This is a genomic window from Amycolatopsis rubida (assembly GCF_900115345.1).
Classification (GTDB): Bacteria; Actinomycetota; Actinomycetes; order Mycobacteriales; family Pseudonocardiaceae; genus Amycolatopsis; species Amycolatopsis rubida.
Genome location: NZ_FOWC01000016.1, coordinates 100,810 through 112,853, shown reverse-complemented (window position 1 = coordinate 112,853; position 12,044 = coordinate 100,810). Strand labels below are relative to the sequence as shown.

Below are 12,044 nucleotides of genomic sequence, written 5' to 3'. Positions count from 1 at the left end.
CCGCGCGCCTTTCCGCGCAGTCAACCCGCAACTCGGGTTCGCGGACCGGCCGCGGCGGCATCCGCGGTGCGTCCAGTTCCGCGTTGCGGAAACCTGTGCGGAACGGATTCCCGTCCGCGGCACCGAATCGGCCGCTTGCGCTGCGCTCGCGGCCGTGCTTCGCCGGAAGAAAAAGCGCGACGCGCCGGTCTTGTGATGCGGAAAGGCCTTTTCTTGTCGGTGATCGCCGGTACCGTGGAATGAAAAGCACTCCGAGGAGGTGCCCGATGCATCATGACCTTCCCGGAGGTCGGCGCGAGGAGGCCGACCCTTCAGCAACCGGCGGAGCAGGGCAGACATCAGAGGAACAAGCCCGGCAGATCCGTTTTCTCGAGGAAGAAGTGGCGCTGCTGCGCCGCAGGCTCACCGATTCCCCGCGACAGAACCGCGTTCTCGAACAACGTCTCGCCGAGGCGTCGGAACGGGTGAGCCAGCTCACCGAGCGGAACACGAAACTCGTCGAAACCCTGCGCGAGGCGCGGGGTCAGCTGCTCGCCCTCCGCGAGGAGGTCGACCGGCTGGCCCAGCCGCCGAGCGGATACGGGGTGTTCGTCGAGGCGTACGAGGACAACACGGTGGACGTCTACACCGCGGGCCGCAAGATGCGCGTCTCGGTGTCGCCCGCGGTGGAGGTCTCGTCGCTGCGGCGCGGGCAGGCGTTGCGGCTCAACGAGGCGCTCACGGTCGTCGAAGGCGGCGATTTCGAGCGCACCGGCGAGGTGTGCGCGCTGCGCGAAGTGCTCGCACCGGAGGCCGAGGGCGGCGTCACGCGCGCCCTCGTGGTCGGGCACGCCGACGAGGAGCGGGTCGTCCTGCTGTCGGACCCGCTCGCCGAGCAGCCGCTCAAACCGGGCGATTCGCTCCTGGTGGACTCCAAGGCCGGCTACGCCTACGAGCGAGTGCCGAAGGCGGAGGTCGAGGACCTCGTGCTGGAGGAGGTGCCGGACGTCCGCTACGAGGACATCGGCGGCCTGACCCGGCAGATCGAGCAGATCCGCGACGCCGTGGAGCTGCCGTTCCTGCACGCGGACCTGTACGAGCAGTACCAGCTGCGCCCGCCGAAGGGCGTGCTGCTCTACGGCCCGCCGGGCTGCGGGAAGACGCTCATCGCGAAGGCGGTGGCGAACTCCCTGGCCAAGAAGGTGGCCGAGGCTCGCGGGGACAACGCGGACGGCAAGTCCTACTTCCTCAACATCAAGGGCCCGGAGCTGCTGAACAAGTTCGTCGGCGAGACCGAGCGGTCGATCCGGCTGATCTTCCAGCGGGCGCGGGAAAAGGCCTCCGAGGGCACCCCGGTCATCGTGTTCTTCGACGAGATGGACTCGATCTTCCGCACCCGCGGCTCGGGCGTGTCCTCCGACGTGGAGACCACGATCGTGCCGCAGCTGCTGTCGGAGATCGACGGCGTCGAGGGGCTGGAGAACGTCATCGTCATCGGCGCCTCCAACCGCGAGGACATGATCGACCCGGCGATCCTGCGGCCGGGGCGGCTCGACGTGAAGATCAAGATCGAGCGTCCGGACGCCGAGGGCGCGAAGGACATCTTCTCGAAGTATCTCGCCGAGGGCCTGCCGATCCACGCCGACGACCTGGCGGAGTTCGGCGGGGACCAGAAGGCGACCTTCGACGCGATGATCCAGCACACCGTCGAGCGGATGTACGAGGAGAGCGACGAGAACCGGTTCCTGGAGGTCACCTACGCCAACGGGGACAAGGAAATCCTGTACTTCCGCGACTTCAACTCGGGCGCGATGATCCAGAACATCGTGGACCGGGCGAAGAAGTCGGCGATCAAGTCGGTGCTGGAGACCCAGCAGCCCGGCCTGCGCGTGCAGCACCTGCTGGACGCGATCGTCGACGAGTTCGCGGAGAACGAGGACCTGCCCAACACCACCAACCCGGACGACTGGGCCCGGATCTCCGGCAAGAAGGGCGAGCGGATCGTCTACATCCGCACGCTCGTCACCGGCAAGAACCAGGAATCGGGGCGGGCGATCGACACCGCCACGAACACCGGTCAGTACCTGTAGGACAGTGCGAACACCGCGGGGCCGCCGGGATTTCCTCCGGCGGCCCCGCGGTGCGTCTCAGACGCGTTCCAGGACCGGTTGCCGCGCCCGGGAAAGCCGACCGTGCGATGCCAGGATCCCGAGCACCACGAGCAGCGCTCCGACGGGTTCGTTCCAGTGCACCGGTTCGTCGAGGACCAGCACGCCGAGCAGCACCCCGACCACGGGAGTGAGGTAGGTCACAGCGGACGCGTTGGCGGCGCCCCAGGCGGCGGCGATGGCGGTGTTCCAGGTGTAGGCCACCCCGGTGCCGAGCACGCCGAGCGCCAGCATGGACAGCACCACGGCGAGGTTCAGGTGCACCGGTTGTGCCGCGATCACCGGCGCCGCGGCCAGCAGGACGACCGTGGCGAAACCGGTTTGCCCGAACGCGACGACGACCGGGTCCGGATCGCGGGGCGACACGAACTTCCGCAGATACACGAAAGCCAGGCCGTAGCAGGTGGTCGCGCCGAGGCAGGCCAGCTGGGCGAGGACCTCGTGACTGAGGTCGATGCCGCGCCAGACGCCGACCAGCGTGAGCACGCCGGCGAAGCCGATCAGCAGCCCGGCGGTTTTCGGCCGGGTGAGCCGTTCCGCGGGCAGGGCGGCCGCGGCGAACAGCATGGTCAGCAGGGGAGTGGTGGCGTTGAAGATGCTGGCGAGCCCGGAGGCCACGTACTGTTCGGCCCACGAGTACAACAGGAACGGGCCCACGCAGAACAGCAGCGAAACCACCGCGAGATGCGCCCACAACGCGGGATCGCGGGGGAGCGACCGTCTGCGCAGCACCAGGAACGCGCCGAGCGTCAACGCGCCCAGCGCGACCCGCGCGAGCGACACCTGAGCCGGCGACAGCCCCTCCAGGCCCACCTTGATGAACAGGAAACTCGCGCCCCACACGACGGCGAGCGCGACGAACCGGACGGCGATGCCGAACCTCACTGAACCTCCGAAACGACCAGCGGACTGCTCCGGCCAGTCAACTTTCACGCCACGCCCGGAGTCCAGCGGTTTTCGGACATCGCGTTCGACGTCGATGTATAACGCCCTATACTGCGCCGCGTGAGCACAGACACCACCCGCCCGCGCCCCCCGATCACCGAAGCCGACATCCTGGCCTGGCTCGAAACGACCGCGGCCGCCGTCCACGCCGGCGACCTCGACGCCAACGACCTGATCGACCTCCTGGGAGAACTGCGCCGCGCCTCCGCGGCCTGCGCCGACGCCTCCGACTGGGCACTCCTGGCCGCCCGCGAAGAAGGAGCCAGCCTCCGCCAGATCGCCCCGGTCTTCGGCAAAGGCTACGTCCGCGCACCCGCCGCCCGCCTCGAAAAACTCCACCGCCAAGCCCAAAACGCCAGCCAATGGCTCGCCATCCTCCGGCACAAACAAAGTGTATAACGACCTATACATCTGGCGAGAGGAAAGCGCTCCACGCGGGCTCGCCTGAGCTTTTCCGCTCAATTCCCAAACTCAGCACAGACAAGGGGATCCCGATGGACCGCATCGCGGTGGGGCTGGCCGCGCTCGGCCGTCCGGCATACATCAATCTGGGGCGCGACTTGCCCGCAGTGCGGGATGTGCCGTCGATGCGAGCCGCGACGCACGAGGTGCTCGACGCGGCGTACGCGGCGGGAGTCCGGTGGGTCGACGTCGCGCGGTCTTACGGCCGTTCGGAGGAGTTTCTCGGCGGCTGGCTGACCGAACGCGGACACCGGGATGTCACTGTGTCCAGCAAGTGGGGTTACCGCTACGTGGGCGAGTGGCGGCTCGACGCGGACGTCCACGAGGTCAAGGAACACACGCTGCCGCGGTTTCGCGAACAGTGGGCGCAGACGCGGGACCTCCTGGCCGGGCACGTGCACCTGTACCAGGTCCATTCGCTCACTGTGGACAGTCCACTTTTCACTGATCCGGCGCTGATCGACGCGCTGGCCGGGCTTTCCGGCGACGGCGTCGAGGTCGGCTTCTCCACATCCGGACCGGCGCAGGCGGACGTGGTGCGCCGGGCGTTCGAGCTGGAATCGGCCGGGCAGCCGGTGTTCGCGTCGGTTCAGTCCACTTGGAACGTCTTCGAGCCGTCGGCGGGCCCGGCGCTGGCCGAAGCCAAAGCGGCCGGGAAACGGGTGCTGGTCAAGGAAACTCTCGCGAACGGACGGCTCGTCGCGGAGGCTCCGGAGCCGCTGCGGCGGATCGCCGGAGCACACGGCGCCGGCCCGGACGCGATCGCGGTGGCCGCGGTGCTCGGGCAGGAGTGGGCTCCGACGGCGGTGCTGGGTCCGTCGAGCCCGGCGCAGCTGGCGGCGAACCTTGCCGCGACGCGAGTGCGCCTCGGCGACGAGGACCGCGCTGTGCTGGGACAACTCGCGCAGGACGCGCGCGAGTACTGGGCGCATCGATCCCACCTCGGGTGGAGCTGAGCGATTGCATTACCCTCGGGGCCCAGCATGGCCCGGGGCGGACGGGCAACACTGAGCGCGGAGGGGCAACGTGCGTCGTCGGCAAGTGCCAGCAGTCGCGGTGCTGGTCGGGCTGGGCGCGCTGGCCGGGCTCGCCGGATGCGGCAACCGGCCCAACAATCTTGAGACCTACTACGACGATCCGGCTCCGGGCACGAGCGCTCCGGTCGCTCCGCCGGTGTCGCGGGCGGTCGATCCGCCGGTCGTTTCCTCTTCGGCGGCACCGGACCCGCGGCGCGCGGAGGCGGCTTTGCTGTCCGATCCAGACGTTGCCGAGGAGGGTGTGGCTCCGGGTTCGGGCCGGGTTTCGGGGTGTCTGAGCGGGTTGGCCGCGGGCGAGCGCACGTCGGTGAGCTGGGTGTATCCGAGCGGTTCGGCGTTGACGCACGAGGTCACGGCGTACGCGGACCGCTCGGGCGAGGATGTCGTGGCGGGCACGCAGTGCGCGGGCGCTGAGGTGTCGCTGCCGCCGCAGCCGGGGATCGCCGTGCAGCGGGCATGGTGCGAGGGCTCGACGTGCGCGGTGCTGGTGGCGAAGGGGAATCTGGTGTCGGCGCTGAGCGTTGCGGCGAGCACGCCGGCGCGCGCACAGGACGCCGCGAAACGGTTGCTGCCGAAGGTGGTCGCGAAGCTGACCGCTCAGCCGTAGCGACGGCTTGCCTCTAGTTCTTTTGGCACTGGACCGAAACGCGGGATCGCGTCGGCGTGTCGAGGAGCAGCGCGCCCGGCCTGGGGGCCGGGCACGCTGCTCCTCGACACGCCGACTTAAAGGCGATCCCGCCGCGACGGCGAAGCCGACGCCATCAAACACCGTAACGCCGGAACCATTCCTGGACGCCCGCGCGGCCGTCGGGGATGAAGGGCGGTTCGGGTTCGGGAGCGAAGACCCAGGCGCGGAGTTCGTCGAGCGGGATCCAGCGTCCTTCGACGATTTCCTCGGCCTGCAGCCGGACCGGGCCGTCCCAGCGGACTTCGAAGGCGAAGTTGTGGCAGCGGATCGAGCCGTCGTCGTAGATTTTGGCGAACAGCGGTTCCGGTTCCACTCCGTGGACGCCGAGTTCTTCGGCGAGTTCGCGGCGCGCGCAGTCGGCGGGGGTTTCGCCCGCGGCGACGACTCCGCCCGCCCAGCAGTCCCAGGTGGAGGGGAAGGTGTCCTTGTCCGCCGTGCGGAGGTGCACGTAGACCGACCGGCCGTCGCCCGATCGGACGAGAACGACGCCGGCGGCGTGCCAGAGTCCCTCCGCCCGGACCCGGGAGCGGAGCGCCTCGCCGGTCGCGCGGCCCGCGTCGTCATAGAGGGCAACGAGTTCGTCACTGCCTGGCATGGGGGCATCCTCGCACGCGCCGAACCCGTAGGGTGGTGGCATGCGTCGGATCATGGGAACCGAAGTCGAGTACGGCATCGCCGTGCCCGGGGACGCCACGGCGAACCCGGTGCTCACCTCGACTCAGGTGGTGCTGGCCTACGCCGCGGCTGCGGACATCCCGAGGGCGCGCCGGGCGCGCTGGGACTACGAGGTGGAGTCGCCGTTGCGCGACGCGCGCGGGTTCGATCTCACCGGGCCGGGCGGGCCAGGGCACGACCCGGACGTCGAGGACCTCGGGGCGGCGAACGTCATCCTCACCAACGGTGCGCGGCTGTACGTGGACCACGCGCATCCGGAGTACTCCGCGCCGGAGGTCACGAACGCGCGGGATGCGGTGATCTGGGACAAAGCGGGCGAACGGGTGATGGAGGAGGCCGCGCTGAAGGCGGCCACCGTGCCGGGGCAGCCGCCGTTGCAGCTGTACAAGAACAACGTGGACGGCAAGGGCGCGAGCTACGGCACGCACGAGAACTACCTGATGCAGCGGTCGACGCCGTTCACCGCGGTGATCGGCGGGCTGACGCCGTTTTTCGCTTCGCGGCAGGTGATGTGCGGTTCGGGCCGGGTGGGGGTCGGGCAGCAGAGCGAGGAGGCGGGTTTCCAGCTTTCGCAGCGCTCGGACTACATCGAGGTCGAGGTCGGGCTGGAGACCACGCTCAAGCGCGGGATCATCAACACGCGCGACGAGCCGCACGCGGACGCGGACAAGTACCGGCGGCTGCACGTGATCATCGGGGACGCGAACCTGTCGGAGTACTCGACGTATCTGAAGGTCGGGACGACGGCGCTGGTGCTGGACCTGATCGAGGCCGGCGTGCGGTTCGACGACCTGAAGCTGGACGAGCCGGTGCGGGCGGTGCACAAGATCAGCCACGACCCGACGCTGAAGACGAAGGTCGAGCTGGCGAACGGGAAGAAGTTCACCGGGCTGGACCTGCAGTTCGCCTATCACGAGCTGGCGGCGGCGAACCTCGAGCGCACGGGCGCGGACGAGGCGTCGAAGGAAGTGCTGCGGGTGTGGGGCGAGGTGCTGGACGCGCTGGCGCGGGATCCGCAGGAGTGCGCGGACCGGCTGGACTGGCCCGCGAAGCTGCGACTGCTGGAGGGGTACCGGGAGCGGGACCAGCTGGCCTGGGGCGCGCCGCGGCTGCGGCTGGTGGACCTGCAGTATTCGGACGTGCGGCTGGGGAAGGGCCTGTACAACCGGCTGGTGACGCGGGGTTCGATGAAGCGGCTGGTCACCGAGGAGGAGGTGCAGGCGGCGATCACGAATCCGCCGTCGGACACGCGCGCCTACTTCCGGGGCCGGGCGCTGGAGAAGTACGCGTCGTCGATCGCGGCGGCGTCGTGGGATTCGGTGATTTTCGACGTGGGCCGGGAGTCGCTGGTGCGGATCCCGACGCTGGAGCCGTTGCGGGGGACGAAGGCGCACGTCGGGAAGCTGCTGGACGCGGCGGCGACGGCGGAGGAGCTGGTGGAGGCGATCACCGGTTCGGACTAGCGCGATCCCGGCGTTTCGGGTCGAGGGAAGGCCCTTTTCGTCGGTACCGCTGGGTAGGCTAGGGAGCATCGGCCAGACCGGGAGGCGAGATGGCGCAGGAGAAGATCGAGAAGCACGGCGGCGGCGATTCCGACGAGGAGTTCGACGACGCCGGCGGGGCGGGCCAGGAGCGGCGGGAGAAGCTCGGCGAGGACGTGGACACGATCCTCGACGAGATCGACGACGTGCTGGAAGAGAACGCCGAGGACTTCGTCCGCGCTTACGTGCAGAAGGGCGGCGAGTAGCCGCCTGCCCGTCGCGGCCGCCCCGGGTGCGGGGCGGTGCGGCGGGCGCGCTGGGCCGGAGGTTTCGCGCGGTGGCGCCGGGGGCAGGTTGTGCTCGGCGTTGCCGGGCACGGGATGAGATGGGAACCGAGAGCACGTATGGACAACACCTCCTCTGGGGCGGGTTTTTCCGGGCCCGGACTGCCGTCGGCCTACTTTTCGCCGACGACGTCGTCGTTCGCGGATTTCGTGCGCGCGACCGCGCCGGAGCTGCTGCCCGCGCGGCGGGTGCCCGCGGGTGAGCTGGACGTGCCGCACGGCACGACGATCGTGGCGGTCGCGTTCGCCGGCGGGGTGCTGATCGCCGGCGACCGGCGGGCGACGTCGGGGAACCTGATCGCGAGCCGGGACATCGAGAAGGTGCACGTCACGGACGAGTACTCGGCGGTGGGCATCGCGGGGACCGCGGGGCTGGCCGTGGAGATGGTCCGGCTGTACGCGGTGGAGCTGGCGCATTACGAGAAGATCGAGGGCGTTTCGCTTTCGCTGGACGGCAAGACGAACAAGCTGGCCGGGATGGTGAAGGCGAACCTGGAGATGGCGATGGCGGGGCTCGCGGTCGTGCCGTTGTTCGTCGGGTACGACCTGGAGGCCGAGGACGCGAAGCACGCGGGCCGGATCGTGTCGTACGACGCGGCGGGCGGGCGGTACGAGGAGCACGCCGGGTATGCCAGCGTCGGTTCGGGTTCGCTGTTCGCGAAGTCGTCGCTGAAGAAGCTGTACGACCCGGACGCGGATGCGGACGCGGCGGTGCGGACGGCGCTGGAGGCGTTGTACGACGCGGCGGACGACGACACCGCGAGCGGCGGGCCGGATCTGGTGCGGCGGATTTTCCCGAACGTCATCACCATCACCGCGGAGGACGGCGCGGTGGTGCTTCCCGCGGAGCGGACGGGTGCGGTGGCCGAGGCGGTGGTGGCCGGGCGCGCGGAGCGCAATCACCACCGGCCGGTCTGAGGCCGCCGATGTCCGCTGAATCAATGATTGCCGAGTTTTCGGAGAACGTGGAGCCGACACCGTGACGATGCCGTTGTATGCCTCTCCCGAGCAGCTGATGCGGGAGCGTTCCGAGCTGGCGCGCAAGGGGATCGCGCGGGGCCGGAGCGTGGTGGTGCTGAAGTACGCGGGCGGCGTGCTGTTCGTGGCGGAGAATCCGTCGGCGACGCTGCACAAGGTGTCCGAGATCTACGACCGGATCGGGTTCGCCGCGGTGGGCCGGTATTCGGAGTTCGAGAATCTGCGGGTGGCCGGGATCCGGCACGCGGATCTGAAGGGCTACCAGTACGACCGGCGGGATGTGAGTGCGCGGGCGCTGGCGAACGCTTACGCGGCGACGCTGGGCAGCATTTTCACCGAGCAGCTCAAGCCGTTCGAGGTCGAGGTGTGCGTGGCCGAGGTCGGGGCGACCGCCGCGGAGGACCAGCTGTACCGGTTGACCTTCGACGGGTCGATTTTCGACGAGTCGCCGTTCGTGGTGATGGGCGGGACGACGGAGCCGATCAGCACGAAGCTGAAGGATGTCGTGGACCCGGAGCACGATCTGCGGACGGCGCTGGCGACCGCGATCGAGGGGTTGCGGGCGACCGCGGCGTCGTCGAACGGGAACGGGGCGGCGGCCGAGGCGGAGATCAAGCTCGAGGTCGCGGTGCTGGACCGGGCGAGGCCGCGGCGGGCGTTCCGGCGGTTGTCGGGGGCGGCGCTGGAGGCGTTGCTGCCGGAGAAGGAGGAGCCTGCCGAGAAGCCGGACGACTCCGGCGAGGGCAAGGACTCGGACAAGGGTTCCGGCGAGGGTTCGGCCGAGAAGGAATGACGTGCCGCGCTGAGGTTTCTCAGTAGCTGCCGCGCGCGGTCGACCGGCTGGGCTGCACCAGGTCGCGTCGCACTTCGCTCCCGCCAAGGTGCGTGAGGGCCGCCCTGGGGGAATCTGATTCCCTCAGGGTTCCCCTCACGCACAGCAGTTCACGGTGGGCGGCCGGATGAACCGGCGGCCCAGGGTTGTTTTTCGCGGATACTGGCGTGGTGACGTGTGCGCTGGTGTCGCCGGGGCCGGTTCCGCCGCGGGTGCCGGCGGCGATTCTCTACTTGGCGCGATCCGTGCGTGCAGCCGTTGGTGCGGGCGACCGCGTCCGAGGACCGGTTTGGCGGGTCGCGGGTGATCGGCGGCGCGGTGCGGCCGGTGTATCCGGTGCGGGAGCGGCAGCCGATCTCGCGGACGTTGCGCCGCGGGCGGGGTTCGTGCAGCCAGCGGCTGGCGATTCTGGCGGGAGTCGCGCGGGCGCAGGGGATTCCGGCTCGGGTGCGGGGTCGGCCGGTTCTGGTATCCGAGGTTTCCGCGGCTGAAGTTCCTGGTGCCGTCACGGGTGCTGGTGGCGCGGCTGGAGTTCGAGATCGGCAGGTGGGTCCCGGTCGGGGAGCGCTGTTCGGACAGCGGACCGAGCTGGCGGCGAGTCCGGGGTTTTCCGGCGACAGCGGGGAGACGCTGTTCGAAGCGGTGTCCCGCACGGCGATCGGCTGGGACGGCGTCGTCTGCGAGACCGGCGGGAGCGTGCGACCTGTCCGCGACCGTGCTGGCGGAGCTAGGCCGGTTCGATTCCCGCGCCGGCTTGTTCCGGCGGCACGGCCAGACGCTTTCCGGACCGCTGACGAGGCTCGTCGACCCGGTGCTGGGCCGGCGGGCACCGAGTCAGAGCGACTCCAGCCGCTGACGCAAATGCGCGCGTTCCGGCTCGGTTCCGGCGCTGGCCAACGCTTCCTGGTACGCCGTTGCTGCTTCGTCGTCGCGGCCGAGGCGGTGCAGCAGGTCTCCGCGAGCGGCGGCGTACGGGTGGTAGCCCCGCAGCCGAGGCTCGTCGGCTAACCCGTCCAGAAGGTCCAGTCCGGCTTCGGGTCCGTCGCGCATCGCCACCGCGGCCGCCCGGTTGAGCGCGACCACCGGCGTCGGTGTGAGAGTCAGCAGAATGTCGTACAGCGCGACGATCTGCGGCCAGTCGGTGCGCGCGACGTCCGGTGCTTCGGCATGAAGGGCGGCAATCGCTGCCTGCACCCCGTACGGCCCGGGCGGGCCGCCGGTCAGCGCGACCGGCACCAGCGTGCGCCCTTCGTCGATCAGCGCCGCGTCCCAGGCGGTCCGGTCCTGGTCTTCGAGCAGGACGAACTCGCCCGCCGGCCCGGTGCGGGCGGCACGGCGGGCGTGCGCCAGCAGCAGAAGCGCCAGCAGTCCGGTGATTTCGCGCTCGTCGGGCAGGAGACGGTGCAGGATGCGGGCCAGCCGGATGGCTTCCTCGGCCAGGTCCGGACGCTGGATGGCCGGGCCGGAACTGGCCGCGTAGCCCTCGGTGAACAGCGAGTACAGCACCTGCAGCACGCCGGGCAGCCGGGCGCGCAGCTCGTCGCCGGACGGGGCGCGGAAGGGGATGCGGTGGTCGCGGATCCGGTTCTTGGCCCGCGCGATCCGCTTCGCCGTCGTCGCGGTCGGCACCAGGAACGCTCGCGCCACCTCGGGCGTGGTGAGCCCGGCGAGGCAGCGCAGCGTGAGCGCGAGGCGGTCCTCGGCGGCCAGCGCGGGGTGGGCGCAGGTGAAGAACAGCTGGAGCCGGTCGTCGGGCAGGTCGCCGTCGGCCCCGGGCAGCGGGGGAGGGTCGCCGCGGTCGGATTCCGCTTGCAGGACGGCCAGTTTCGCCGCGTACGCCTGGTCGCGGCGGAGCCGGTCGACGGCCTTGCGGCGCGCGGTCGTCATCAGCCACGCGCCGGGTTTCGGCGGGACGCCGTCGACCGGCCAGCGCACCAGCGCGGCTTCCACCGCTTCGGCGGCGACCTCCTCGGCCAGGTCGAGGTCGCCGAAACGGCGGACGAGCGCGCCGAGCAGGCGGCCGTGCTCCTCGCGGAACACGGCCGCCACGGACGCTCGGGCGTCAGGCATCGAAGTCGGCGATCGGGCGCACCACGACCGAACCGTCCCGGGAACCCGGGCAGCGGGCGGCCCAGTCGAGCGCCGCGTCGAGGTCGGGCACGTCCAGCACGTAGAACCCGCCGAGCAGCTCGCGGGTCTCGGCGAACGGGCCGTCGGTCGTGATCGACCGCTCGCCGTCGGCGCCCACCTGGACCTTGGTCGCGGTCACGAGATCGGCGAGCGACTCCCCGCTGACGAACACCCCCGCGTCGCGGACTTCCTGGTCGTAGGCCATCCAGTCGGCGGGCTCGCAGCCGGCGGCCCCGCCCTGCTCGGTGGCCGCGGAAGCGTGGATCAGCAGCAGGTACTTCATGGTCGGGCTCCTTCGTCGGTCAGCGCGGCCGGAGTGCCGCAC

Annotated in this window: 12 protein-coding genes and 1 pseudogene; 9 read left to right on the top strand and 4 right to left on the bottom strand. The window is 70.4% G+C overall.

What is annotated here, in order from left to right; all coding sequences use genetic code 11:
• Positions 1-266 precede the first annotated feature (266 nt).
• Positions 267-2,069 carry a proteasome ATPase gene (gene arc / locus BM362_RS38640; protein WP_067585601.1) on the top strand — a complete coding sequence of 601 codons (1,803 nt, stop codon included), beginning with the start codon at positions 267-269 and terminating at the stop codon, positions 2,067-2,069.
• A 57-nt stretch (positions 2,070-2,126) separates the two neighbouring features.
• Here the strand turns inward: arc and BM362_RS38635 are convergent, their stop codons facing one another.
• Complete coding sequence (locus BM362_RS38635; protein ID WP_067585598.1) at positions 2,127-3,032, bottom strand: DMT family transporter; 906 nt, start codon at positions 3,030-3,032, stop codon at positions 2,127-2,129.
• A gap of 120 nt (positions 3,033-3,152) precedes the next feature.
• Between BM362_RS38635 and BM362_RS38630 the strand changes: the two genes are divergently transcribed.
• From BM362_RS38630 to BM362_RS38620, 3 genes are all read left to right on the top strand, one after another.
• Positions 3,153-3,491, top strand: a complete 339-nt coding sequence (locus BM362_RS38630) for a hypothetical protein (RefSeq protein ID WP_067585595.1) — start codon at positions 3,153-3,155, stop codon at positions 3,489-3,491.
• Between the two features lie 95 nt (positions 3,492-3,586).
• On the top strand, positions 3,587-4,510 hold the full coding sequence (locus BM362_RS38625) for an aldo/keto reductase (RefSeq protein ID WP_093576516.1): 924 nt from the start codon (positions 3,587-3,589) through the stop codon (positions 4,508-4,510).
• A gap of 70 nt (positions 4,511-4,580) precedes the next feature.
• Positions 4,581-5,198, top strand: coding sequence for a hypothetical protein (locus BM362_RS38620; protein WP_093576515.1), 618 nt, complete (start codon positions 4,581-4,583; stop codon positions 5,196-5,198).
• Between the two features lie 154 nt (positions 5,199-5,352).
• Here the strand turns inward: BM362_RS38620 and BM362_RS38615 are convergent, their stop codons facing one another.
• Positions 5,353-5,874, bottom strand: coding sequence for an NUDIX hydrolase (locus BM362_RS38615; RefSeq protein ID WP_067585588.1), 522 nt, complete (start codon positions 5,872-5,874; stop codon positions 5,353-5,355).
• A gap of 40 nt (positions 5,875-5,914) precedes the next feature.
• Between BM362_RS38615 and dop the strand changes: the two genes are divergently transcribed.
• The 5 genes and pseudogenes from dop to BM362_RS50835 form a co-directional block, all read left to right on the top strand.
• Positions 5,915-7,417, top strand: a complete 1,503-nt coding sequence (gene dop / locus BM362_RS38610) for a depupylase/deamidase Dop (protein ID WP_067585586.1) — start codon at positions 5,915-5,917, stop codon at positions 7,415-7,417.
• A gap of 89 nt (positions 7,418-7,506) precedes the next feature.
• Positions 7,507-7,701 carry a ubiquitin-like protein Pup gene (locus BM362_RS38605; protein WP_037806475.1) on the top strand — a complete coding sequence of 65 codons (195 nt, stop codon included), beginning with the start codon at positions 7,507-7,509 and terminating at the stop codon, positions 7,699-7,701.
• 138 nt (positions 7,702-7,839) lie between these two features.
• Positions 7,840-8,697 carry a proteasome subunit beta gene (gene prcB / locus BM362_RS38600; protein ID WP_067585583.1) on the top strand — a complete coding sequence of 286 codons (858 nt, stop codon included), beginning with the start codon at positions 7,840-7,842 and terminating at the stop codon, positions 8,695-8,697.
• Between the two features lie 61 nt (positions 8,698-8,758).
• Complete coding sequence (gene prcA, locus BM362_RS38595) at positions 8,759-9,550, top strand: proteasome subunit alpha (RefSeq protein ID WP_093576514.1); 792 nt, start codon at positions 8,759-8,761, stop codon at positions 9,548-9,550.
• Between the two features lie 216 nt (positions 9,551-9,766).
• Positions 9,767-10,033: pseudogene (locus BM362_RS50835) on the top strand (hypothetical protein); the annotation flags it as partial.
• 390 nt (positions 10,034-10,423) lie between these two features.
• Here BM362_RS50835 and BM362_RS38590 read toward each other — a convergent pair.
• Together BM362_RS38590 and BM362_RS38585 are read right to left on the bottom strand one after the other, a co-directional pair.
• Positions 10,424-11,659 carry an RNA polymerase sigma factor gene (locus BM362_RS38590; protein WP_093576513.1) on the bottom strand — a complete coding sequence of 412 codons (1,236 nt, stop codon included), beginning with the start codon at positions 11,657-11,659 and terminating at the stop codon, positions 10,424-10,426.
• Positions 11,652-12,002: a YciI family protein gene (locus tag BM362_RS38585; protein ID WP_067585577.1), complete on the bottom strand. Its 351-nt coding sequence runs from the start codon at positions 12,000-12,002 to the stop codon at positions 11,652-11,654. Before BM362_RS38585 ends, BM362_RS38590 begins: the two co-directional genes overlap by 8 nt.
• Positions 12,003-12,044 lie beyond the last annotated feature (42 nt).